The following is a 22307-nucleotide window of genomic DNA, read 5'->3' as shown; positions in this document are numbered from 1 at the left end:
GAAATTTTGGGCAGCTAGAATCCTCCATCCCCAAACACTTTGTTACCTATCTTCCGTTGGCATTTCCATTTGCTTTGAACACGTTCGCATGAACATCGGTCCCTACGTTTTGCCCAATACCTGTTTTGTCGCCCCCATGGCCGGGGTGACCGATCGGCCGTTTCGCCAGCTGTGCAAGCGGCTCGGCGCGGGCTACGCGGTGAGCGAGATGGTGACCAGCCGACCCGACCTGATGCGTTCGCTCAAGACTTCGCAGCGCGCCAACCACGACGGCGAGCCCGGCCCCATTGCCGTGCAGATTGCCGGCACCGATGCGCCGATGATGGCCGATGCAGCGCGCTACAACATCGACCGGGGTGCCCAGATCATCGACATCAACATGGGCTGCCCAGCCAAAAAAGTGTGCAACAAGTGGGCCGGTTCCGCCCTGATGCAGGACGAGGTGCTGGCGCTCGACATTGTCTCGGCCGTGGTGCAGGCCTGTGCGCCGCTGGGCGTGCCGGTGACGCTCAAGATGCGCACCGGCTGGTGCCATACCGCCAAAAACGCGGTGCAATTGGCCAGGGCGGCCGAGTCGGCCGGCGTGCAGATGGTGACCGTGCATGGCCGTACCCGCGAGCAGGGCTACCGCGGCCAGGCCGAGTACGACACCATCGCGGCGGTGAAAGCCGCGCTGCGCATTCCGGTGGTGGCCAATGGCGACATCGACAGCCCCGGGAAAGCGCGCGCCGTGCTGGCTGCCACCGGTGCCGACGCGGTGATGGTTGGCCGCGCAGCCCAGGGGCGGCCCTGGATTTTCCGGGAAATCGTGCATTTTCTGGCCACCGGTGAGCAACTGGCGCCGCCGCTGGTGGCCGAGGTCAAGCAACTGTTGCTGGCCCATCTGCAGGACCATTACAGCCTGTACGGTGAATTTATCGGTGTGCTCAGTGCGCGCAAGCACATTGGCTGGTATGTACGGGCGTTGCCTGGTGGCGAGGCCTTCCGGGATCTCATGAACACCTTGCCGGATTGCCGGACGCAGTGGGCTGCGGTGGCTGATTTTTTTGACGAACTCAATGCGCGCATGGATCGCCTGCCCCAGCCCATGCGCCCGACACATCACCTTGATAGCGACCTCAATAAGAACATGGAGACACTTCAATGAAACCTCTGCATATTGCAGATTGTGTACGTAGCAACCTGGAAAATTACCTGAGCGATTTAGGCCACAGCGAGCCCAATGGCATGTACGACATGCTGCTGGCCGTGGTGGAAAAACCGCTGCTGGAAGTGGTGATGCAGCGCGCTGACAACAACCAGTCCAAAGCCGCCCAGTACCTCGGTTTGAATCGCAACACCCTGCGCAAAAAACTGCTGGAACACAAGCTCATCGAATAAGCCAATGAAGTCTCGCGACTTGACCACCGTCACTGCGAGGCCGCAGGCCGCGGCAGTCCATGAACTCTGGATTGCCGCGCCAGGCGCGCAATGACGAATTCGGGGCTCCCTCCTTTTTTTCCTAAATTAACCACCTTTTAACCCATGAACGCTCTTCTATCTGTCTCCGACAAAACCGGCATTGTTGAATTTGCCCAGGCGCTGCACGCGCTTGGCATCAAGCTGCTGTCCACCGGCGGCACAGCCAAACTGCTGGCCGACCAGGGCCTGCCGGTGACTGAGGTGGCCGAAGTGACCGGTTTCCCCGAGATGCTCGATGGCCGCGTCAAAACCCTGCATCCCAAGGTGCACGGTGGCCTGCTGGCCCGGCGCGACCTACCCGAACACATGGCCGCGCTCAAGGCCCATGCCATCGACACCATCGACCTGCTGGTGGTCAACCTGTACCCGTTCGAGGCCACCGTGGCCAAGGCCGGCTGCACGCTCGAAGACGCGATCGAGAACATCGACATCGGTGGTCCGGCCATGGTGCGCAGCGCAGCCAAAAACTGGAAGGACGTGGCGGTGCTGACCGACGCCTCGCAGTATGCGCAAGTGCTGACCGAACTCAAGGACGGCGGTTTAACGCTCCAGACCAAGTTTGCCCTGTCGGTGGCGGCGTTCAACCGCATCAGCCAGTACGACGGCGCCATCAGCAATTACCTGTCGTCGATCGCGTTTGAAGAAGGCGCCAGCACGCCGGCGCGCACCCTGTTTCCGGCGCAGGCCAACAGCCAGTTTATCAAGCTGCAGGATCTGCGCTACGGTGAAAACCCGCACCAGAGCGCTGCCTTCTACCGCGACCTGTACCCGGCCCCTGGCTCGCTGGTGACCGCGGTGCAATTGCAGGGCAAGGAACTCAGCTACAACAACATCGCCGATGCCGACGCCGCCTGGGAATGCGTCAAGAGCTTCGACACGCCGGCCTGTGTCATCGTCAAGCACGCTAATCCCTGCGGCGTCGCCGTGGGTGCCGACGCGCTGGAGGCCTACAGCAAGGCCTTCCAGACCGACCCCACCTCGGCCTTTGGTGGCATCATTGCCCTCAACTGTCCGCTTGATGAGCGCGCAGCGCTGCAAATGTCCAAGCAGTTCATCGAGGTGCTGATGGCGCCCAGTTTCACGCCCGAAGCGCTGGCCGTGTTCAAGAGCAAGGTCAACGTGCGCATCCTGCAAATCGACCTGCCGCCGGGGGGCGCCAGCGACTGGGACAACGGCCGCAACGCCATGGACATCAAGCGTGTCGGTTCCGGCCTGTTGATGCAGACGGCTGACAACCACATCCTCACGCTGGCCGACCTCAAGGTCGTGACCAAACTGCAACCCACGCAGGAACAGTTGCAGGACCTGCTGTTTGCCTGGAATATTGCCAAGTTCGTCAAGAGCAACGCCATCGTCTTCTGCAAGGGCGGCATGACCATGGGTGTGGGCGCGGGCCAGATGAGCCGGCTTGATTCGGCGCGCATTGCCAGCATCAAGGCCGAACACGCGGGCCTGAGCCTGAAGGGCACGGCGGTCGCCAGCGACGCTTTCTTCCCGTTCCGCGACGGGCTCGATGTGGTGGTCGATGCCGGCGCCACTTGTGTCATTCAACCGGGTGGCTCCATGCGCGACCAGGAGGTGATCGACGCAGCAGATGAGCGCGGTGTGGCCATGGTGTATTCAGGCGTGCGCCATTTCAGGCATTGAGCTGCCAGGAACCGCTGTCAGTTGCCCCGATGGGGGCTTGGGCCCCCGCCTCATACTGTCAGACGCCCAGAAATCGGCGGGAACCCAAGCCCCCATCGGGGCAGGGTCTTATTGCTTTGACAAGGCCTTAAATACCTCTGCCGCCGCCGCCACGGTCTCTGCAATGTCGGCATCGGTGTGGGCCGCGCTGACAAAGCCGGCTTCGTACAACGCCGGCGCAATGTAGACGCCACGGTCGAGCAGGCCGTGGAACAGCTGGTTGAATTTGGCACCATCGGTCTTCATGACCTGGCTGTAGGTGTGGGGCAGGGTGTCGAGCAGGAAAAAGCCCATCATGCCGCCTTCCGAGTCGCCACTGAATGCCACGCCTTCGGCTTTGGCAGCCTGGCTCAGACCGCTGATCAGGGCGCGGGTCTTGCGGGCCAGCTCCTCGTAAAAACCGGGCTTGGTGATCTCATTCAGTGTGGCCAGACCGCAGGCCGTAGCCACCGGGTTGCCACTCAGGGTGCCAGCTTGGTACACCGAGCCCAGCGGCGCCAGGTGTTCCATCACCGCCCGCTTGGCGCCAAAGGCGGCCAGCGGCATGCCGCCGCCAATCACCTTGCCCATCACCGTCATGTCGGACTCGAAGCCCGGAATTTCTTTGGCATAAACACTTTGCGCGCCGCCCAGCGCCACGCGAAAACCCGTCATGACCTCGTCCAGCACCAGCAGTGCGCCGTACTGGGTACACAGCTCGCGGCAGCGCTTCATGAAGGGCACGGTGGCGCGCACGAAGTTCATGTTGCCGCAGATCGGCTCCATCATCAGGCAGGCGATCTCGTTGCCTTGTTCGGCAAAGGCGGCTTCGAGTTGTTCGATGTTGTTGAATTCGAGCACCAGCGTGTGCTGCACCACTTCGGGTGGCACGCCGGCACTGGTCGGGTTGCCAAACGTGGCCAGACCCGAGCCGGCCTTGACCAGCAGCGCATCGGCATGGCCGTGGTAGCAGCCTTCAAATTTGATGAGCTTGCTGCGGCCGGTGGCACCGCGCGCCAGGCGGATGGTGCTCATGCCCGCTTCGGTGCCCGAGCTCACCAGGCGCACCATGTCCATGCTCGGCATGAGTTTCAAAATAGCCTCGGCCAGTTCCACCTCGCGTTCGGTCGGGGCGCCGAAAGAGAAGCCTTCCAGCAACGCTTTTTGCACGGCTTCCACCACCGCCGGGTGGCCGTGGCCCAGGATCATCGGGCCCCAGGAGCCAATGTAGTCGGTATAGCGCTGGCCGTTGGCGTCCCACATGTAGGCCCCTTGGGCCCGGCTGATGAAGCGGGGTGTACCGCCGACTGCACGAAAAGCGCGCACGGGCGAGTTGACACCCCCCGGGATCACCTGTGTGGCGCGGGCAAACAAAGTGGCATTGCGATCAGAGGAGTTGTTCATGGTTTGGATCAGGCAGAATAAGGCGATGGGTACCGGGCTTGTTTGTTGGAATCAAGTCAGGGTGCGAATGATGAGACATTCTATTGGAAGGCCTTGGACACTGTGACGCAATCGACAACCTGGATGTGCCTGATTTGTGGCTGGATTTACGACGAGGAAGCGGGCGATCCCGAACATGGCGTGCCGGCTGGCACGGCCTGGCGCGATGTGCCACTCAACTGGACCTGCCCCGAATGCGGTGCCCGCAAGGAAGATTTCGAGATGGTCCAAATTTGAGGCCTTCCCGGATTGCGCTGAACTTCATCCGTGCTACTTTGCCTCCGGCACACCTGACTTCTTGACCACCGCATAGCGCTGCAATGTTTTGGCCCGGGCCTCGTCGTGGGCCACCACGGGGTGCGGGTAGTTTTGGCCCAGCACCACGCCGGCCATTTGCCGCTCCAGCGGTTTGGCGGCCCAGGGTGCGTGGATGGTTTTGTCGGACAGTCCGGCCAGTTGCGGCAGGTAACGGCGGATGAATTTGCCTTGCGGGTCGAACTTTTCACTCTGACTGACCGGGTTGAAGATGCGAAAGTAGGGTTGGGCATCACAACCGCTGGACGCCACCCACTGCCAGCCGCCGTTGTTGGCCGACAGGTCGAAGTCGTTGAGTTTTTCGGCAAAGTAGCGCTCGCCCCAGCGCCAGTCAATGCCAAGATCCTTCACCAGGAAACTGCCCGCCACCATGCGCAGACGGTTGTGCATGTAGCCGGTCTGGTTGATCTGTGCCATGGCCGCGTCGACCAGCGGGTAGCCGGTGCGCCCCTCACACCAGGCCTTGAACAGTGCTTCTGCGCCCGGACCACTCTCCCACTGGATGGCATCGTATTCGGGCTTGAAGGCGCGCTGCGCCACCTGCGGGACGTTGGCCAGAATGGCAAAGTAAAAATCACGCCACACCAGTTCGCTGAGCCATACCGCTGCGCCCGCGCTGCCCGCGGCCTGGCGTTGCAGGGCGATACGCACCAGCTGGCGGATCGACACGGTGCCAAAGCGCAGGTGCACGCCCAGGTAACTCGGGCCCTTGACCGCCGGGAAATCCCGCGTGGCGTGGTAGTCGTCCATGCGCTCAAAAAAGGTGTCCAACAAGGCCTGGCCACCGCTTTCACCGGTTGGGATTTTCAGGTTGGCCAGGTTGGTGGGCTCGAAACCAAGCGCGTGCAGGCTGGGCACGGGCTGTTGCAGTGCTGGCGGACGTTCCAGCAGGCGCTGCCCCAGCGGCGTGCTGTCGTGCTGCGCCAGGTGTTCCGGCGCGACCCGTGACAGCCAGTTGTTTTTGTAGGGCGTGAAGACGCCGTAGGGCGTGCCGGACTGGGTCAGGATCTCGTGGCCTTCAAAAATGACCTGGTCCTTGCAGGTAAAAAACGCGCAGCCGGCTTGTGCCAGCGCTGCGCGCACTGTGTCGTCGCGCGCCAGCGCTTGCGGCTCGTAGTCGCGCGCGGCAAATACCGCCTGCACTTTTAGAAGCGCCGCCAACCGGGGCAACTCGTCGCTGGCCAGCGCATGGCGCACGATCAGGCCGGCCCCCACCTTGCCACTGAGCTGGCGCAGGGCCGCGTCCAGTTCCACCAGGGATTCGCGGATAAATTCGACGCGCCGGTCCGCGTGCGGCAGGTCCGCCAGAATCGCTTTGTCATAAATAAAAACGCAGTGCACCTGACGGCACCGGGAGAGTGCCAGGTGCAGCGCGGCATTGTCCGCCACGCGCAAATCGCGCCGGAACCATATCAGACCGGTGTCAAGATTTTGGGTCATGTTCATCGCTAAAATTGTTCCATGTCTTCTGATTCTGCTCCCATCAACCTGACGAATCATTTTTTGATCGCCATGCCCGGCCTGCAGGATCCGCTCTTTGAACACAGTGTCGTTTATCTGTGCGAGCACAGCCCACGGGGAGCCTTGGGGCTGGTCATCAACAAACCCTGCGACATTGACCTCAAGGGTCTGTTTGACAAGGTGGAACTGCCACTGAGTCGCTCCGACCTGCAAACCGCTCCTGTTTTCTTTGGCGGGCCGGTGCAGACCGAACGCGGCTTTGTCCTGCATGAAGCCACCTTTGCCGATGATGCTCAGCCCGAGCAACCGGTTTATGCCAGCACCATGGTGATCCCTGGCGGCCTGGAGATGACCACCTCGCGCGATGTGCTGGAGGCCATCTCTACCGGCGCTGGGCCACGCAAGGTTTTGATTTCATTGGGGTATTCTGCTTGGGGTGAGGGTCAACTGGAATCTGAACTGGGTGACAACAGTTGGCTCACTGTCGAGGCCGACGCCCGGCTGATCTTTGAGACCCCGGTGCCCGAGCGCTATGCCCAGGCCCTCAAGCTGCTGGGCCTGGAGCCCTGGATGCTGGCCCCCGACGCCGGACACGCATGAGCACTTTGCCGGACAGTTCAAGCGTCAACCCACAGCCGGTGGTGCCTACCCATTTGCAAACCTTCATGGCGTTGGACTTCGGCCTCAAGCGCACCGGCTTTGCGGTGGGCAACCGACTCATGCGCACTGCCCAGCCGCAGGGCACGATCGTTGCCGAGGGCAAGGCCCGGTTTGACAAGGTGGCGCAGCAGCTCAACACCTGGCAGCCCGACGCGCTGGTGGTCGGCGTGCCGTTTCACCCCGATGGCGCCGCGCATGAAAACACGGTGCGGGCGCGCCGCTTTGCGCGCCAGTTGCACGGTCGCTTTAGCCTGCCGGTCTTTGAGGTCGATGAGCGCTACACCACCACCGAGGCCCACTCGCATGGTGCCCGCGACGCCGATGCGGCGGCCGCCTGCATCATCCTGGAACAGTTTTTAAGGAGTCTTCCATGAGCACACTGGCACTTGATGCCGAGGCCCTGTATGCCGATCTGGCACACAATTTACGCCCCTTGCTGCAACCGGACACGCAGCTGTTGGGCATCGCTTCGGGCGGCGTCTGGCTGGCCGAGCGCCTGCAGCAGGACCTGGGCCTGCTGCAGCCGTTTGGCGTGATCTCGTCGGCCATGCACCGCGACGATTTCGCCCGTCGCGGCATGACCAGCAGTGCGCAGACGCAAATCCCGTTTGACGTCAACGGCGCCCATGTGCTGTTGCTCGACGATGTGCTGTTTACCGGGCGCACGGTGCGCGCCGTGCTCAACGAGCTGTTTGACTTTGGTCGCCCGGCCAGCGTCAGGCTGGCGGTGCTGGTGGACCGCGGCGGCCGCGAACTGCCGATCCAGGCCGACCTGTGCAGTGCACGCATCCATCTGCCCGCCAGCCAGTCGTTGGCGCTGGTGCGCCATGAGGATGGTCGCTTCAGTTTTAACGTGAAGGACATTTAGCCATGTTGTACCAGCGTAACCCGCAGCTCAATAAAAACGGCGAGCTGATCCATTTGCTCTCGACCGAGGGCCTGCCCAAAAGCATCCTGACCCAGGTGCTCGATACCGCCGCCAATTTCGTTTCGGTGGGCAACCGCGAGGTCAAGAAAGTTCCTCTGTTGCGGGGAAAAAGCGTCTTCAACCTGTTTTTTGAGAACTCCACGCGCACCCGCACCACGTTCGAGATTGCCGCCAAGCGTCTGAGCGCCGACGTCATCAACCTCGACATTGCCAAGTCGTCCGCCGCCAAGGGCGAGTCGCTGCTCGACACCATTGCCAACCTCAGCGCCATGGCTGCCGACATTTTTGTGGTGCGCCACAGCGAGTCGGGCGCGCCTTACCTGATCGCCCAGCACGTGGCGCCGCATGTGCACGTGGTCAACGCCGGTGACGGCCGCCACGCCCACCCCACCCAGGGGCTGCTCGACATGTACACCATTCGCCATTACAAGGGCGACTTTGCCAACCTCACGGTGGCCATCGTGGGCGACGTGTTGCACTCGCGTGTGGCGCGCTCTGACATCCACGCGCTCACTACGCTGGGCTGTGCCGAGGTGCGCGTGGTCGGCCCCAAGACCCTGGTGCCGTCAGACATGGCGCAGATGGGCGTGCGGGTTTGCCATACCCTTGAGGAAGGCATCAAGGACGCCGATGTGGTGATCATGCTGCGCTTGCAAAACGAGCGCATGAGCGGTGCGCTGCTGCCGTCCAGCCAGGAATTTTTCAAGAGCTTTGGCCTGACCCCGACCAAGCTGCAATTGGCCAAGCCCGACGCCATCGTGATGCACCCCGGCCCGATCAACCGCGGCGTCGAAATTGATTCGGCGGTGGTCGATGGGCGCCAAAGCGTGATCCTGCCGCAGGTGACCTTTGGCATCGCGGTGCGTATGGCGGTGATGAGCATCGTGGCTGGCAACGAAGCCTGAACTTTTTTGAGAACAACCAATGAACAAGCAAACACGTGTGCTCATTCAAGGCGGCCGGGTCATCGACCCCGCCAGTGGTCTGGACGCCAAAGCGGATGTCGCCCTAGCCAATGGCGCGGTCGTCGCGATTCAAGATATCCCTGCGGATTTCCAGGCTGATGTGACGATCCAGGCTGGTGGCTGCCTGGTCTTGCCGGGCCTGGTGGATTTGGCGGTGCGCCTGCGCGAGCCGGGCAACGAGCACGCCCGCATGCTCGAATCCGAAATGGCCGCAGCCATGGCCGGTGGCGTCACCAGCCTGGTCTGTCAGCCTGATACCGACCCGGTGCTGGACGAACCGGGCTTGGTGGAGATGCTGCGCTTTCGGGCCGAAAAGCTGGAGCAGGCGCGCGTTTACCCGCTGGGCGCGCTGACGCGCAGCCTCAAGTGCGAAACGCTGACCGAGATGGCGATGTTGAGCGACGCCGGTTGTGTGGCTTTCAGCCAGGCCGAGGGAATGCTGGGCAATACCCAGGTGCTGCAACGCGCTTTCCAGTACGCGACCACTTTTGGCTACGCGGTGTGGCTGCGCCCGCAAGACTATTTTCTGGGGCAGGGCGTGGCGGCCAGTGGCGCACTGGCCACCCGCATGGGCTTGAGCGGCGTGCCGGTCATGGCCGAGACCATTGCCCTGCACACCATTTTCGAGTTGATGCGCGCCACCGGGGCGCGTGTGCACCTGTGCCGCATCAGCAGCGCCGCTGGTGTCGCCCTGGTGCGCCAGGCCAAGCTGGACGGCTTGAAAGTGACTTGCGACGTCAGCATCAACTCCTTGCATCTGACCGACGCCGACATCGGCTACTTTGACAGCCGCGCGCGCCTGAACCCACCCTTGCGCCAGCAGCGCGATCGCGACGCGCTGCGCGCCGGTCTGCTGGATGCCACCATCGACGCGCTGGTGTCGGATCACACGCCGGTGGATGAAGACACGAAGAACTTGCCGTTTGCCGAAAGCGAGCCCGGTGCCACCGGCCTGGAGCTGTTGCTGAGTCTGGCCTACAAATGGCATCTGGACAGCGGCATCGATCTGGCGCGCGCCATCGCGGTGGTCACCGACGGCCCGGCCCAGGTGCTGGGCGCGGCGCTGGGCCCCCGGCTCGGTCGCACCGGACGCTTGCAGGTGGGTGGTCTGGCCGATGTCTGTGTGTTTGACCCGCAAGCCGGCTGGACGGTGCAGGCCGACAGCCTGGTCAGTCAGGGTAAACACACGCCGTTCTCGGGCTACGAGTTACCTGGACGTGTGCGCTGCACCCTGGTGGCTGGTCGCGTGGCGTATCAGGCGGGTTGATCTGGCAGTCCATGCATGAAAAAAGTTTTCTTTGCCCTGGCTTTCCTGTCCGCATCGCTGGGCGGTGTTGCTGAAACCGTGGGCGACGTCAGTACCACCTTCAAATTATTGAGTCCCAACGACAAAGTGGTTGTGGAAGTGTTTGATGATCCTGACGTGGCCGGGGTAGCCTGCTATTTGTCGCACGCTAAAACAGGTGGCTACAAAGGCGCGCTGGGCTTGGCAGAAGACACGTCTGACGCCTCGGTGGCTTGCCGCCAGATCGGGCCGATTGCCTTCAAGGGCAAGATCGCCATGCAAGACGAAGTGTTCAATGCCCGCACATCTTTTCTGTTCAAGCATGTGCGCGTGGTGCGTATGGTTGACCGCAAGCGCAACACGTTGGTCTATCTGGTGTACTCCGACAAACTCATTGATGGCAGCCCGAAAAACAGCGTGACGGCAGTGCCGGTGCCGGCAGCGCAGCCCATACCGCTGAAGTAAGCGCTGGTCAATGGTCTCGGGTCGGTCGAAACCGGTCGGGGTGGTCAAACCGGGATCGCGTCACACGCCGGGTTCAATGCTCTCAAGCGGGCCAGCTTTGCGCAGCAGGCTGGCGAATTCTTCTGCGGGGACCGGATGTCCAAAGAGGTAACCCTGAATTTCGTCGCACCCCTGGGCACGCAAATAATCAAGTTGGAACTGTGTTTCCACACCCTCTGCGATGGTCTTGAATCCAAGCCCGTGGGACATATTGATGATCGCTCGCACAATGGCGCCGTCATTGTCATCATGCCCCAACTCGCGCACAAATGACTGGTCAATCTTGAGTTTGTCGATTTGGTAGAGCTTGAGGTAACTCAAAGAGGAATACCCGGTGCCGAAGTCGTCAATCGACAACGTGACACCCATGGCATGCAGCTTTCTTATCTGCTCAACTGCCAAGCTGGAATCCTCCATGGCAATGCGCTCGGTCAATTCCAGTTCCAGAAGCGCAGGCGACAACTGGCTGTTCTGCAAGGCCGCACCTACTGTTTCACACAAGGTGGACTGGTGAAACTGGAGCGCCGATAAATTGACTGCCACGGGGACAACGGACAGACCTTCGCGTTGCCAGCTGGCGACCTGCTGTACTGCCGTGCGCAAAACCCAGTCACCGATCGCCAGGATCTGACCGCTGTTTTCCGCAATGGGAATAAAGCGGCTTGGCAAGACCAGGCCCCATTCAGGGTGCTGCCAACGTATCAGTGCTTCTGCGCCAATCATCCGACAAGTCAGAGCATCGACTTGCGGTTGGTAGTAAAGCAGCAGTTCCCCCTTGGACAGCGCTTGGCGGAGCTGATTCTCGATGAGCAAGATGTCGTTCACCTGCCCATGCATTTGTTCGGTAAAAAACTTGAAGTTGTCTCGGCCGTTGAGTTTGGCCTGCTTCAAGGCGGCACCGGCACACTGCGTCAATTTTTCAAGGTCAGTGCCGTTGTCGGGGTAAATGGCTGCCCCGACGCTGGCTGTCAGCCGTAGCTCCTGCCCGCTGTCAAGCACCACAGGCTCTTTGATGATGGCCAACATTCGACTGGCCGCGTGTGCCGCGCCGTGGGCGCTGGTATTGGGCAGAAGCAAGATAAATTCATCAGCGCTGTGCCGGCACACGGTGTCATCGGCCTGCAAGTTCCTGACCAGGCGGGTGGCAATCGTCCGCAAAACCTGATCACCCACAGACCGGCCAAGTGAGTCGTTGATGTACTGGAAACGGTCGATGTCAAGAAACAACATGGACACGCGGCCGCTGGTGCGTTTGGCGGTTGCCAGCGCAAGGGCGGCTCGGTCAAACAAGAGATCAGAATTGGGCAGCTGGGTCAGTTTGTCATAGTGGTCCAGGTAAGCAATGCGCTCCTGGTCAGCTTTCCTGTCGGTGAGGTCTGACAGGATGCCGATGTAGCTGGTAATACTTCCCGAAGCGTCTTTGACGGCACTGATGGACAGCCACTCCGGATAAATGACCCCATTTTTGCGTTTGTTCCATAACTCTCCCTGCCAATAGCCATCCGTCTGGATGTCCTGCCACATCGCAGCATAGAAGGCCTGGTCGTGTCGACCGGATTTAAGGAAGCCGGGAGAGCGGCCAATGGTTTCGGCTTCGCTGTAGCCGGTAATGGTCGTGAACGCCGGATTGACCGAGAGCACACGGTTGCGTGCATCGGTGATCACGATGCCATCGCGGCTGGAGGTGAACATCTGCGCGCCAAGTCGCAATTGCTCCTCACTTTTCTTGCGTTCCGTGATATCACGCGAAATCACGATGAAACGGGGCTCGCCGGCACCGATGTCATTTTTGCGGGCAATGGAGAGCTCAAACCAGTGGAGCTCGCCGCCAATCGGAATCTCGATTTGTTGCCCTATGGAAAAGCCATTGGCATTGGCCTCCTGCAAGGCGTCGCGGGAAATCAAGGAGGCCTGTGCAGGCAGGACTTCGGAGATCAACTTGCCCAAAAACATTTCTGGCGGAACCGCCAACAGGTTGAGCCGGGAGGTACGAAACGCGTGATAACGCCCCGCCAGATCGACTTCGAACAAAACATCAGGCACGGCATCCAGCGTGGCTTCCAGCTCGGCCTGGGTCTGGCGTAATTCCTGCGTCATTTTGCTGGCCAGTACAACGGCCCGTTCACGCCCGGTCAAGAGGAGCCAGGACAGCCAACCCAGCAAGAAACTCAGTGCGATGCCCATGAGGGCGATCAACGAATGTGCATGTGTGTTGTTAAAGTTGTTTTCAAATGCCGGCAGTGTGCGAAAGACCAGGGTCCAGCGCTTGCCACCCATCTCCAGCGTTCGGGTGATGTTCAGCTCAGATGTCGGGTCTGTTACACCGGACGCAGTTTTCCAGCCAACAAGTTGCGCCCCCGGCAACGCTGCTTCGCCTTCATAAATGTCAAAACCAACATCGTCTGGAATCTGTTGTTCCATGCTGCGCAACAGGTTGTGTATGTGAAAAGGGCCGCTGACCCAACCAACCAGCGCCTCACGGCGCCCCTCTTGCGTACCGATGCGTCCGTCTTTGGCGTAAATGGGTACATACATGACAACGGCTGACAAAGCATCCGTGTCGTCTTGCACCAGTTTGATGCGACCGGTCAATGCCATCTCTCCCGTGTCGCGCGCCCTTTCCAGTGCGTCTAGCGAGCCAGGGTTGGACGTAACGTCAAATCCAAGCGCTTTGACATTGCTGCCCTCAAAAGGCTCAATCAAAACAATCGGTGCATATTGGGCGCGTTCTCCTTCCGGCTTGATCCGGTAGTCGGAAATACCGAGGCTGTTCATCTCAGCAAGGTGGCGGGGCTTGTGTGCCTGGGACACCCGGACGGCGATGGCAAGCCCCTGCAGGCTGTGCCTTATATGTTCCAATTCCAGCGACTTGTAGTACTGTCGAAAGTCGCTGCGCGTTACCTCACTGGAGCTCTCGTACAGCCCCTTGACGCCGCGCAGTACCACATTGATATTTGAAATGCTTTGGTCAATGTTTTGTGTGACCAGATTGGCGGCCTCCTGAAAAACTTGCTGACGCTTAGCAAGCAACTCACTTTCCTCGTTGGCCCAATAGCCAGCCGTGACCCCCAGCATGGTCAGCGTGACCAACGGTGCGACTAATTTATTCGGTTGCCAATGAGTGGACATCTTTTGACTGACATTTTGAAATAGCAGCTTGTCATGCTACATGCGTTCCTGCTGATGCCTGAACACAAATGTCAGTCAAATCGAATATTTTTCTGGGTGCTGCACCAGCTCGGCCGGTCGCACGGTGTACTCGCAGGGCATGCGGCACATGCGGCCGTCGTGCTGCGGGCAGTCGCGGTTGAAGGTCACCACATGGTCAACCTGGGCGCGAATGCCAATCCACTCGCCCAGGGAATGGTCATGATGACTGGGCACCAGCGCCATCACGGTTTCGCCTGTGGCCAGGCGCAGCGTGTACAGGAATTCGGCACCGCGAAACGCCTTGCGCATGATCTGCGCCTTGACCGGCGCATCGTCGTCGTGCACGATGTCGTCGGCGCGCAGCAATACATCACAGGCACCGTTCGAGTAGGCGCAGGGCAGCGGGCACTCGGCCATGTCCGACAGGTTGCCCAGCGGCGTTTGCACCACCACCTGGCCTGCCACGTCGCGGATCACCGCCGGGGTAAAAACGCCATGGCCGATGAACTCGGCGACAAAGCGCGAGGCCGGACGGTGGTAAAGCGTGTAGGCGTTGTCCCACTGGTGCAACTGGCCCTCGTGCATGACGCCAATGGTGTCGCCCACAGCAAAAGCCTCCAGCTGGTCGTGGGTGACAAACAGGGCTGTGGCATGGGCCGCCTTGAGGATGCCGCGCACCTCGTAGGCAAGCCGCTCGCGCAAGTCCACATCAAGGTTTGAAAAAGGCTCGTCGAGCAACAACAAGCGCGGTCCGGGCGCGAGTGCGCGCGCCAGCGCCACGCGCTGTTGTTGTCCCCCCGAGAGCTCGTGGGGGAAGCGTTTCTCCTGCCCCTCCAGACCCACCAGCGCCAGCACCTCGGCCACCCGGGCCTGGCGCTCGGCACGCGGCAAATGCGCAATGCCAAAGGCCACGTTGCGGCCAATGCTCAAGTGGGGAAACAGCGCGTAGTCCTGGAACACCATGCCCACATGGCGCAACTCCGGCGGCAGCGACTGGCCGGCCTGGCTTACCACCTCACCCCCGAGTCGGATGACACCTGCGCTGGCTTGCTCCAACCCGGCCACCGCGCGCAACAGCGTGGTTTTGCCGCAACCCGACGGCCCGATCAGCACGCCAATATCCCCGGCACGAAGGCCGAAAGACACGTTCTGCACGGCCGGACTGCTTTGACCGGCATAGGTGACACTGAGCTGAGAGACTTCTAGAAACATGAAAATGATTGTAAATGCCTACAATTCGCATTTGCTCTTTTAACCCATTTATCCCTACATGCGCTTGCTCAGACTGCGTCAGTTTTTGTTTTTGCTGTTGACGGCGGTCTTCATGCTCCCGGTGTTGGCCGTGATGGTTTCCTGGTTGTCCATGGGCGACGCCGACAGTGCGGCCTGGCAAATCCTGCGTGAGATGGCGCAAACCGTGTTGCCTGATTACCTGGGGACGACGCTCGTCCTGAGTGTGCTGGTGGGTGTCGGGGTGGTGGTGGTGGGCTTGTCTTGTGCGGCGGCGGTCACGTTGTTTGATTTTGCCGGAAGGCGGTTTTTTGAGTGGGCGTTGCTGTTGCCGCTGGCCATGCCGGCTTACGTGGTGGCTTATGCCTACACCGACTTTTTGCAGTTCAGCGGCCCGTTTCAAACCATGGTTCGCGAACTCACGGGCTGGCAGGGCAGGGTGTTTCCCGAAGTGCGCAACCTGGGCGGTGCCGCCTGGGTGTTCATCTTTTCGCTCTACCCCTATGTCTATTTGCTGGCGCGCACCGCCCTCAGTGAACGGGCGGCGCAGTTGATGGAGGCTGCCCGCCTGCTCGGCGCGCCCATGCGCCGGCGCATGTTCGAGATCGCCTTGCCACTGGCGCGTCCGGCGGTGGCGGCTGGTACCGCGCTGGCCCTGATGGAAACCCTGGCCGACTTTGGCGTATCGAGCTACTTTGGCATTCAAACTTTTACCGCGGGCATCTACAAGGCCTGGCTTTCAATGGACAACCGCCTGGCTGCGGCCCAGTTGTCCACCATGCTGCTGGTGATGGTGGCGCTGCTGCTGTTTCTGGAGCGCCGTTCCCGCCAAAAATTGCGCTTTGCGGCCAGCCGCGGCGCCCGGGCCGGGTCCATGGATGCGCGGGCGCAGCACCTCACGGGCGGGCAGCTGGGTCTGGCCTGGCTGCTGTGTGGCTTGCCGGTGCTGGCCGGCTTTGTGTTGCCGGTGTTGTTCATGCTGCGGCCACTGATTGCCGATTGGTCGGTGCTGTCCTGGGGCTCATTTTCAGGCTGGGCCCTGAATAGCGTGCGTTTGGGTTTGATCAGCGCGGTGCTGGCGGTTGCCCTGGCTTTGGTGCTGGCGTTCAGCGTACGGCGCCGCCCTGATGCGCCCACCCGCTGGGCGGTGCAACTGGCGGGCCTGGGTTATGCGGTCCCTGGCGCAGTGATTGTGGTTGGCCTGCTGCTGCCCGTGGGCTGGTTGCAGGCCCGCTGGCCCGGGAGCGGTGCGGGTTACCTCATGACCGCCACGGCGCTGGGTCTGGTGTGGGCCTATCTGGTGCGCTTTTGTGCGGTGGCACTGCAGTCGGTGCAAAGCGGCTATGCCCGTATCCCGGCCAGTTTTGACGACTCCGCACGCATGCTGGGCAGTGGCGAATGGGGGCTGTTGAAACGGGTGCACTGGCCGCTGCTCAGGCGCTCCACCGCGGGTGCCTTGTTGCTGGTGTTTGTCGATGTGATGAAGGAGTTGCCCGCCACCCTGGTGCTGCGTCCCTTCAACAGCGACACCCTGGCCGTGGTGGCTTACCAGCTGGCGCGCGACGAGCGTCTGGGTGAAGCGGCGCTGCCGTCGCTGGTGCTGGTACTGGTCGGCTTGATTCCGGTGATCATGTTGAGCCGCACGCTCAGGTCCAGTCCGGCTTGAACGTAAAATCAAAAATGTAAGTTTGTTGCAAGTTGCGAGTAAACTTTTGATAGCTTCAAGAACAGATTTCACCCGAGCTCCATGAGCCATAAGGACACTGCGTCATGCCACTTCAGCCGACTTCCACGGATAAGCCAAAAACACTCAAAACCGATCAGACGTTTGAGTCGGCTGCTGACTTGTTTCGTGTCATGTCGGCGCCCATGCGGCTCAAGATCATCAATTGCCTGTGCGATGGCGAAAAAAATGTCAGCTACCTGCTGACACAGGTGGACACCACGCAGCCCAATATGTCGCAGCATCTCAATACCCTGTACCAGGCCGGTATCCTGGGCAAGCGCCGCGAGGGTGTGCAAATTTTTTACCGCATCATTGATCAGCGCATCGTGTCGATTTGTGAGGCGGTGTGTCACGAAATCGACCGCAAGTCAACCCCTCATCCGTGATGACGGAAACACACACTGCGTGCCCTGGCGGATGTGTCTATCTGGTGGGCGCCGGCCCGGGTGAGCCCGAGCTGTTGACGCTGCGCGCCGTGCGCCTGCTCCAGCAAGCCGATGTGGTCGTTTATGACAACCTGGTGTCCGATGGCGTGCTTGAATTTGTGTCGCCCAAGGCCGAGCGCATCTACGCTGGCAAACGGCGCAATGAGCACACCCTGCGCCAGGCGCAGATCAACGCCCTGCTGGTGAAGCTGGCCCGCGAGGGCAAGCAGGTGGTGCGTCTCAAGGGCGGCGATCCCTTCATTTTTGGCCGCGGCGGCGAAGAACTCCAGGCGCTGGTCTCCGCCGGGGTGGCATTTGAAGTGGTGCCCGGCGTGACGGCCGCTGCCGGGGTGGCGTGTTATGCGGGCATTCCGCTCACGCACCGCGATTACGCGCAGCGTTGCCTGTTTGTCACCGGTCACCTCAAGGATGGCACGGCCGACCTGGACTGGCCCAGTCTGGTCAGATCCAATCAGACGGTGGTCATTTACATGGGACTGAGTGGCTTGCCCGATATATGCAGGCAGATGGTGCTGCATGGGGCGGCGCCCGACCTGCCCATTGCCGTGGTTCAGGACGGCAGCATGCCGACCCAGGTGGTTGTCACCGGTACCTTGTCGAACATGGCAGAGCGGGTGGCGCAAGCCGGTCTGAAATCACCGTGCCTGACGATCATTGGCGAAGTGGTCAAGCTGCACCAGGAACTGGCCTGGTATGCGCTTGCCAATGCCACGCTGGACTGACTGACGCAGTCTGCGTTATCCGCGCCACGGTGGCGCAGCAATTCGATCGATCTCACCCGGGATGGTCGCAAAGCCGCCATCCGCCCAGCGCCTGGCTGCTTCGGCAATGCGCTCCCGATCCGATGCCACGAAGTTCCACCACATGCGTACCGGCTGTGCCAGTGGCGCGCCACCAATCACCACCAGCCGCGCGCCACGCGGGCCGGGGCGCAGTGTTGCGCCTGAGTGGGTGGGCAGCACGGCCATCTCCTGTGCCGCCATCGCCTGACCGTTGACTTGAAGGCTGTGCTCCGGGCTGTAGAGCGCCATCTCGGCGGCCAGTGGTGGCAGCGTCCATTCACGGTGTGCGGCCAACTGCAGGTCTAGGTAAAGGGTGGGCGACGCGGTCAGCACCGGGCTTTGCACGCCAAAGGCCGCGCCGACCAGCACGCGGATGAGGATGCCGTCGTTTTGCTCCAGCGTGGGCAGATCGGCCGCTGGCACATGCTGAAAAGCCGGGTCACATGTTTCGCGTGCCGGTGGCAGTGCCACCCAGAGCTGCAAACCGTGCAGGCGGCGTGACTTGCCACGTTGCGCATCCGTCACACGCTCGCTGTGCACGATGCCGCGCCCGGCCGTCATCCAGTTGATGGCGCCCGGTGTGATGGTCTGCACCGTTCCCAGACTGTCACGGTGCAGGAGACTGCCCTCAAATAAATAACTCACCGTCGCCAAGCCAATGTGCGGGTGGCCGCCAACATCACTGTCAGTGCTGGCCTGCAGGGTGACGGGGCCGAAGTGATCAAAGAACACAAAGGGCCCGACCGCGCGCCGGGCTGCCGAGGGCAGGATGCGGCGCACTGTCAGACCTTCAGCCAGGTCGCTCACACGGCCGCTCAGGCGCAGAAGTTCGGTCATGGTGGTGCTCTCTCAGGCGATTTCCCCGAGCCGGCCATCGCGGAAATCGCTCAGCGCCTGGTAAATCTCATCCTGCGAGTTCATCACAAAAGGGCCGTACTGAACGATCGGTTCCTTCAGGGGCTGGCCTGAAACCAGCAACACCCTGGCGTCCACGCTGGCCTCGATCACGACCCCATCGGCCTGCGCCGCATTGGCCAGTATGGCCATGCGCTGAGCAGGCACCGCCTTGCCGGCAATGCTGACCTCACCGCGGTAGACATACACAAAAGCATTGTGACCGGCCGGCAACTGCTGGGCAAAATGCGAGCCACCCGGCAAATGCAGATCCAGGTAATTGGGCTGCGTGGCATCGCGCGTCACGGCACCGTGCACGCCATGACTGGCGCCGGCAATCACGGTGACAACCACACCTTCTGCCGTGGTGAACTTGGGCAACTCATCGGCCTTGAAGTCGCGGTACCAGGGCGTGTTCATCTTGTCGCGCTTGGGCAAATTCAGCCAGAGCTGAAACCCCTCCATCACACCTTCTTCCTGCTGCGGAATCTCGGAATGGATCACGCCCTTGCCGGCGGTCATCCACTGCACCCCGCCGTTCTCCAGCAGGCCTTCATGGCCGGCGCTGTCACGGTGCAACATGCGCCCGGCAATCATGTAGGTAATGGTCTCGAAACCGCGGTGCGGGTGGTCGGGAAAGCCGGCGATATAGTCGTCAGCCTGGTCGCTGCCAAAAGCATCGAGCATCAGGAAAGGATCGAGCCGATGCTGCAGGTTCTGCGTCAGCACGCGGTTGAGCTTGACGCCAGCACCGTCCGAGGTGGCTTGGCCGGCAACCAGCCGCTCAACCGTGCGCGTGACCTCAACACTGGGCTTGTTCGTGGTGGTATTCATGTGCAAATTTTTCATCAGGCCAGGATGCGCATCGGCACCCTGGCGGGTTCAGGCGTTCTTCAAAAACCAGATTCAAGCGCGGCGCGAATCGAGACTCCAGGCGCCTGCGCCATTGGCGGCAATCGCCAGCAAGCCACCGACCACGGCCATGTTCTTGTAAAACAGCAGTTGCTGCATGAAAGCCTGATCGGCAGGAACACCCCAGTAAGCGTGGAAGAAAAAGCTGGCCACCAGCGTGAATGCCGCCAGCACCAAGGCCGCGATGCGGGTACCGAAACCCGCCAGCAGTGCCAGGCTACCGACAATTTCAACGATCATGGCTACGGCGGCTGCCAGAGTGGGCAGTGGCAAACCCACCGAAGCGATATACCCCACGGTGCCGGCAAAGCCGGTGAGCTTGCCGATGCCGGCGGGCAGGAACAAGGCGACCATGAGCAGGCGGGCGGCCAGGTTAAGCGGGTTTTGAATGGCTGTGGACATGATGGGATTCCTTTAAAAGTTGAGATGAACTTAGGGTGTTGCGATGGATGAAGTTTATTTGTCAACAATGAAATTGAGAATCCCTTGATATGGATATGATTGATCCAATTTAGGAACAATCAAACCCGGGCATGGACCCCAATGCACTCTTGACATGGCCAACGTCGTGGCCTTGGGGCAGCGCCGGGCCTGCCGGTTCAGGCGCGCTCAGGCGCCGAACAACTTGTTGGCGGTCTCGGCGATCAACCTGCCCTGAAAGCGGGCCCCGTCCAGCTCAATGGCGCTGGGTTGACGCTGGCCCTGGCCACCGGCGATCGTGGTGGCACCGTAGGGGCTGCCGCCGACGATCTCATCGAGCGTCATCTGACCCTGATAGCTGTAAGGCAGGCCAACGATGGTCATGCCGAAGTGCATCAGGTTGGTGATGATGGAAAACAGCGTGACTTCCTGCCCGCCGTGCTGGGTGGCGGTGGAAGTGAAGGCGCCGCCCACTTTGCCGTTGAGTGCGCCGCGCGCCCACAGGCCGCCCGCGGCATCGAGGAAAGCGGCCATTTGTGCCGGCATGCGGCCAAAGCGGGTGGGCGCACCGACGATGATGGCGTCGTAGCTTTCCAGTTCTGCCACGGTCGCTACAGGAGCAGCCTGTTCGACCTTGAAATGGGCCGACCTGGCAATCTCCAACGGCACCGTTTCTGGCACGCGCTTGACCTCAACCGTGGCCCCGGCTGAGCGAGCCCCCTCTGCCATCGCTTGCGCCATGGTCTCGATGTGGCCATAGGTTGAGTAATAGAGGACGAGAACTTTGGACATGGAAGCTCCTTGGGGAAGATTGCGCCTGTTGAATCGCCGGCCGCATCGCGAAAAGCACTATGGGCCGTCCATCTTAATCACAAAGTCAGGAACGCGTTGATTGGCCAATTGTTGGCGTTGTCCGCAGGGGCGCCATTAGCAGACCTCACAGGCCTGTACCGCCTGGTTGACTTCGATGCGCGTCTGCTCAGTCAGATACTCCAGGAAAACACGTGTGCGCTCAGGCATGAATTGACGGCTGGGAAGTGCTGCATACAAGCTGAGCCGGCCCGTGATCCACGGGCGCAAGACGCGCACCAGTTCACCGCGTGACAAGTAGGGCGCTACCAAATCGACGGCGACCGAGGTAATGCCGGCCCCATCCAGGGCCGCCCGCAGCAGGGTATCGGTATGGTTGATCCACAGACCGGGTTCCACCATCACATCCAACGCCTCGTCCTGACGCGCTGAATTCAACAAGCGCCAGGTGTGCGACCGCAGGCCCGGCGCCTTCAAGCGCAGAATCTCATGGGCAGCCAGATCCTGCGGTGTTGCTGGCGCGCCTTTACGCTGGAGGTAGGCGGGTGAGGCGACCAGAACGGCTTCCGTGGCGGAAATCTTGCGCGCAATCACATTGGCGTCAAAGGCTTCATCGGTCGGCAGCAGCGTGATGTCGTAGTCCTCAATGGGTGGCTCCTTGAAAGAGGCCACCTCGATGTTGAGCAGGATCTTCGGGTAAAGCTGCCTGAACCCTGCAATCAGGGGGGCCAGAATATGTGATGCCAGCACGGGTGGCGCCAGCACACGCAAGACACCACTGAGTTCATGCGTTTGGGAGCTTGCCAGCCTGTCGGCCTCGTCAATGTCCTGCAATATGGCGCGCAACCGTTGCAAATAGGTCTCACCTGCCACACTGAGTGACAAACGGCGGGTGCTGCGGTGCAGCAAGCGCGTGCCCAGATGGTCCTCCAGATCGGCCACCAGGCGCGTCACCACCGCTGGCGACATGTCCAGCGCCCGGGCGGCTGCGGCAAAGCCACCTTCATCGATGACTTTCTGAAAAACCCGCATTGACATCAATCGATCCATGGTACTTCCGGTGAATTGGACGCCGTGATTATTGCGCAATCAACAACATGCCAATGATTATTGCATCATTTATCTTTTGAAATAGAAATTTAATAATTCAACCCATCGATGAGGCGCACACCATGAAACGCTTCAGAGAGAACGGACAGGCAAGAAATGACCTTCATCTGCCCAGACTTTTTTAACTTATCAAGGAACCT

Annotated in this window: 22 protein-coding genes; 13 read left to right on the top strand and 9 right to left on the bottom strand. The window is 60.9% G+C overall.

What is annotated here, in order from left to right:
• Positions 1-88: 88 nt before the first annotated feature.
• From dusB to purH, 3 genes are all read left to right on the top strand, one after another.
• Positions 89-1147 (top strand): tRNA dihydrouridine synthase DusB, encoded by a 1059-nt coding sequence (gene dusB, locus NDJ10_RS05315; protein WP_296160150.1) that lies wholly within the window; start codon positions 89-91, stop codon positions 1145-1147.
• A complete protein-coding gene (locus NDJ10_RS05310) occupies positions 1144-1380 on the top strand; it encodes a helix-turn-helix domain-containing protein (RefSeq protein WP_296160149.1) in 237 nt (78 codons plus the stop codon). The genes dusB and NDJ10_RS05310 overlap by 4 nt, the downstream gene beginning before the upstream one ends.
• A gap of 144 nt (positions 1381-1524) precedes the next feature.
• Entirely contained in the window at positions 1525-3108 is a 1584-nt protein-coding gene (purH, locus tag NDJ10_RS05305) for a bifunctional phosphoribosylaminoimidazolecarboxamide formyltransferase/IMP cyclohydrolase (RefSeq protein WP_296160148.1), read from the top strand.
• 108 nt (positions 3109-3216) lie between these two features.
• Here the strand turns inward: purH and hemL are convergent, their stop codons facing one another.
• Entirely contained in the window at positions 3217-4530 is a 1314-nt protein-coding gene (gene hemL / locus NDJ10_RS05300; protein ID WP_296160147.1) for a glutamate-1-semialdehyde 2,1-aminomutase, read from the bottom strand.
• A 123-nt stretch (positions 4531-4653) separates the two neighbouring features.
• Here hemL and NDJ10_RS05295 point away from each other — a divergent pair, with 123 nt between their 5' ends.
• Positions 4654-4806: a rubredoxin gene (locus NDJ10_RS05295; protein WP_296160315.1), complete on the top strand. Its 153-nt coding sequence runs from the start codon at positions 4654-4656 to the stop codon at positions 4804-4806.
• A 33-nt stretch (positions 4807-4839) separates the two neighbouring features.
• Here the strand turns inward: NDJ10_RS05295 and NDJ10_RS05290 are convergent, their stop codons facing one another.
• Positions 4840-6324, bottom strand: coding sequence for a deoxyribodipyrimidine photo-lyase (locus tag NDJ10_RS05290; protein ID WP_296160146.1), 1485 nt, complete (start codon positions 6322-6324; stop codon positions 4840-4842).
• Positions 6325-6345: 21 nt separating this feature from the next.
• On the opposite strand from NDJ10_RS05290, the gene NDJ10_RS05285 reads away from it, so the two are divergent.
• Genes NDJ10_RS05285 through NDJ10_RS05260 form a run of 6 tightly spaced genes read left to right on the top strand, consistent with a single transcriptional unit; the run spans position 6346 to position 10648 of the window.
• Positions 6346-6945 (top strand): YqgE/AlgH family protein, encoded by a 600-nt coding sequence (locus NDJ10_RS05285; protein WP_296160145.1) that lies wholly within the window; start codon positions 6346-6348, stop codon positions 6943-6945.
• On the top strand, positions 6942-7379 hold the full coding sequence (ruvX, locus tag NDJ10_RS05280) for a Holliday junction resolvase RuvX (RefSeq protein WP_296160144.1): 438 nt from the start codon (positions 6942-6944) through the stop codon (positions 7377-7379). The genes NDJ10_RS05285 and ruvX overlap by 4 nt, the downstream gene beginning before the upstream one ends.
• Positions 7376-7873 (top strand): bifunctional pyr operon transcriptional regulator/uracil phosphoribosyltransferase PyrR, encoded by a 498-nt coding sequence (gene pyrR / locus NDJ10_RS05275; protein WP_296160143.1) that lies wholly within the window; start codon positions 7376-7378, stop codon positions 7871-7873. Before ruvX ends, pyrR begins: the two co-directional genes overlap by 4 nt.
• Before the next feature lie 2 nt (positions 7874-7875).
• Positions 7876-8838 carry an aspartate carbamoyltransferase catalytic subunit gene (locus NDJ10_RS05270; RefSeq protein ID WP_296160142.1) on the top strand — a complete coding sequence of 321 codons (963 nt, stop codon included), beginning with the start codon at positions 7876-7878 and terminating at the stop codon, positions 8836-8838.
• Between the two features lie 19 nt (positions 8839-8857).
• Positions 8858-10165 (top strand): dihydroorotase, encoded by a 1308-nt coding sequence (locus NDJ10_RS05265; protein WP_296160141.1) that lies wholly within the window; start codon positions 8858-8860, stop codon positions 10163-10165.
• 15 nt (positions 10166-10180) lie between these two features.
• Entirely contained in the window at positions 10181-10648 is a 468-nt protein-coding gene (locus NDJ10_RS05260; protein ID WP_296160140.1) for a CreA family protein, read from the top strand.
• Positions 10649-10708: 60 nt separating this feature from the next.
• Here the strand turns inward: NDJ10_RS05260 and NDJ10_RS05255 are convergent, their stop codons facing one another.
• Positions 10709-13762, bottom strand: a complete 3054-nt coding sequence (locus tag NDJ10_RS05255) for an EAL domain-containing protein (RefSeq protein WP_296160139.1) — start codon at positions 13760-13762, stop codon at positions 10709-10711.
• 129 nt (positions 13763-13891) lie between these two features.
• Entirely contained in the window at positions 13892-15049 is a 1158-nt protein-coding gene (locus tag NDJ10_RS05250; protein WP_296160138.1) for an ABC transporter ATP-binding protein, read from the bottom strand.
• Positions 15050-15107: 58 nt separating this feature from the next.
• On the opposite strand from NDJ10_RS05250, the gene NDJ10_RS05245 reads away from it, so the two are divergent.
• From NDJ10_RS05245 to cobA, 3 genes are all read left to right on the top strand, one after another.
• Positions 15108-16733, top strand: a complete 1626-nt coding sequence (locus tag NDJ10_RS05245; RefSeq protein ID WP_296160137.1) for an iron ABC transporter permease — start codon at positions 15108-15110, stop codon at positions 16731-16733.
• Between the two features lie 104 nt (positions 16734-16837).
• On the top strand, positions 16838-17179 hold the full coding sequence (locus tag NDJ10_RS05240) for a metalloregulator ArsR/SmtB family transcription factor (RefSeq protein ID WP_296160136.1): 342 nt from the start codon (positions 16838-16840) through the stop codon (positions 17177-17179).
• Positions 17179-17961: a uroporphyrinogen-III C-methyltransferase gene (gene cobA, locus NDJ10_RS05235; protein ID WP_296160135.1), complete on the top strand. Its 783-nt coding sequence runs from the start codon at positions 17179-17181 to the stop codon at positions 17959-17961. The genes NDJ10_RS05240 and cobA overlap by 1 nt, the downstream gene beginning before the upstream one ends.
• Before the next feature lie 15 nt (positions 17962-17976).
• Here cobA and NDJ10_RS05230 read toward each other — a convergent pair whose 3' ends face one another.
• The 5 genes from NDJ10_RS05230 to NDJ10_RS05210 all read right to left on the bottom strand — a co-directional run bounded on the left by NDJ10_RS05230 (position 17977) and on the right by NDJ10_RS05210 (position 22107).
• Positions 17977-18858, bottom strand: coding sequence for a pirin family protein (locus NDJ10_RS05230; RefSeq protein WP_296160134.1), 882 nt, complete (start codon positions 18856-18858; stop codon positions 17977-17979).
• 12 nt (positions 18859-18870) lie between these two features.
• The gene (locus NDJ10_RS05225) at positions 18871-19749 is read right to left on the bottom strand and encodes a pirin family protein (RefSeq protein ID WP_296160133.1); all 879 of its coding nucleotides are present in this window, start codon (positions 19747-19749) and stop codon (positions 18871-18873) included.
• A gap of 72 nt (positions 19750-19821) precedes the next feature.
• Positions 19822-20229, bottom strand: coding sequence for a DoxX family protein (locus NDJ10_RS05220; protein ID WP_296160131.1), 408 nt, complete (start codon positions 20227-20229; stop codon positions 19822-19824).
• A gap of 207 nt (positions 20230-20436) precedes the next feature.
• A complete protein-coding gene (wrbA, locus tag NDJ10_RS05215) occupies positions 20437-21039 on the bottom strand; it encodes an NAD(P)H:quinone oxidoreductase (protein WP_296160130.1) in 603 nt (200 codons plus the stop codon).
• Positions 21040-21174: 135 nt separating this feature from the next.
• Positions 21175-22107 (bottom strand): LysR family transcriptional regulator, encoded by a 933-nt coding sequence (locus tag NDJ10_RS05210; RefSeq protein ID WP_296160129.1) that lies wholly within the window; start codon positions 22105-22107, stop codon positions 21175-21177.
• Between the last annotated feature and the right edge of the window lie 200 nt (positions 22108-22307).

Source organism: Rhodoferax sp. (assembly GCF_023700745.1).
In the GTDB taxonomy this organism is placed as follows: Bacteria; Pseudomonadota; Gammaproteobacteria; order Burkholderiales; family Burkholderiaceae_C; genus Rhodoferax.
This window is presented reverse-complemented; position numbering and strand designations above follow the sequence as displayed.

What these genes read in the sequence shown, in the direction of transcription:
- cobA (WP_296160135.1), top strand. Translation starts at nt 17,179, where the DNA reads ATGACGGAAACACACACTGCGTGCCCTGGCGGATGTGTCTATCTGGTG.
- NDJ10_RS05260 (WP_296160140.1), top strand. Translation starts at nt 10,181, where the DNA reads ATGAAAAAAGTTTTCTTTGCCCTGGCTTTCCTGTCCGCATCGCTGGGC.
- dusB (WP_296160150.1), top strand. Translation starts at nt 89, where the DNA reads ATGAACATCGGTCCCTACGTTTTGCCCAATACCTGTTTTGTCGCCCCC.
- NDJ10_RS05255 (WP_296160139.1), bottom strand. Translation starts at nt 13,762, where the DNA reads ATGCTGGGGGTCACGGCTGGCTATTGGGCCAACGAGGAAAGTGAGTTG.
- ruvX (WP_296160144.1), top strand. Translation starts at nt 6,942, where the DNA reads ATGAGCACTTTGCCGGACAGTTCAAGCGTCAACCCACAGCCGGTGGTG.
- hemL (WP_296160147.1), bottom strand. Translation starts at nt 4,530, where the DNA reads ATGAACAACTCCTCTGATCGCAATGCCACTTTGTTTGCCCGCGCCACA.
- NDJ10_RS05240 (WP_296160136.1), top strand. Translation starts at nt 16,838, where the DNA reads ATGCCACTTCAGCCGACTTCCACGGATAAGCCAAAAACACTCAAAACC.
- NDJ10_RS05250 (WP_296160138.1), bottom strand. Translation starts at nt 15,049, where the DNA reads ATGTTTCTAGAAGTCTCTCAGCTCAGTGTCACCTATGCCGGTCAAAGC.
- NDJ10_RS05290 (WP_296160146.1), bottom strand. Translation starts at nt 6,324, where the DNA reads ATGACCCAAAATCTTGACACCGGTCTGATATGGTTCCGGCGCGATTTG.
- NDJ10_RS05265 (WP_296160141.1), top strand. Translation starts at nt 8,858, where the DNA reads ATGAACAAGCAAACACGTGTGCTCATTCAAGGCGGCCGGGTCATCGAC.
- NDJ10_RS05295 (WP_296160315.1), top strand. Translation starts at nt 4,654, where the DNA reads ATGTGCCTGATTTGTGGCTGGATTTACGACGAGGAAGCGGGCGATCCC.
- wrbA (WP_296160130.1), bottom strand. Translation starts at nt 21,039, where the DNA reads ATGTCCAAAGTTCTCGTCCTCTATTACTCAACCTATGGCCACATCGAG.
- NDJ10_RS05270 (WP_296160142.1), top strand. Translation starts at nt 7,876, where the DNA reads ATGTTGTACCAGCGTAACCCGCAGCTCAATAAAAACGGCGAGCTGATC.
- pyrR (WP_296160143.1), top strand. Translation starts at nt 7,376, where the DNA reads ATGAGCACACTGGCACTTGATGCCGAGGCCCTGTATGCCGATCTGGCA.
- NDJ10_RS05310 (WP_296160149.1), top strand. Translation starts at nt 1,144, where the DNA reads ATGAAACCTCTGCATATTGCAGATTGTGTACGTAGCAACCTGGAAAAT.
- NDJ10_RS05210 (WP_296160129.1), bottom strand. Translation starts at nt 22,107, where the DNA reads ATGGATCGATTGATGTCAATGCGGGTTTTTCAGAAAGTCATCGATGAA.
- NDJ10_RS05285 (WP_296160145.1), top strand. Translation starts at nt 6,346, where the DNA reads ATGTCTTCTGATTCTGCTCCCATCAACCTGACGAATCATTTTTTGATC.
- NDJ10_RS05230 (WP_296160134.1), bottom strand. Translation starts at nt 18,858, where the DNA reads ATGACCGAACTTCTGCGCCTGAGCGGCCGTGTGAGCGACCTGGCTGAA.
- NDJ10_RS05245 (WP_296160137.1), top strand. Translation starts at nt 15,108, where the DNA reads ATGCGCTTGCTCAGACTGCGTCAGTTTTTGTTTTTGCTGTTGACGGCG.
- purH (WP_296160148.1), top strand. Translation starts at nt 1,525, where the DNA reads ATGAACGCTCTTCTATCTGTCTCCGACAAAACCGGCATTGTTGAATTT.
- NDJ10_RS05225 (WP_296160133.1), bottom strand. Translation starts at nt 19,749, where the DNA reads ATGAATACCACCACGAACAAGCCCAGTGTTGAGGTCACGCGCACGGTT.
- NDJ10_RS05220 (WP_296160131.1), bottom strand. Translation starts at nt 20,229, where the DNA reads ATGTCCACAGCCATTCAAAACCCGCTTAACCTGGCCGCCCGCCTGCTC.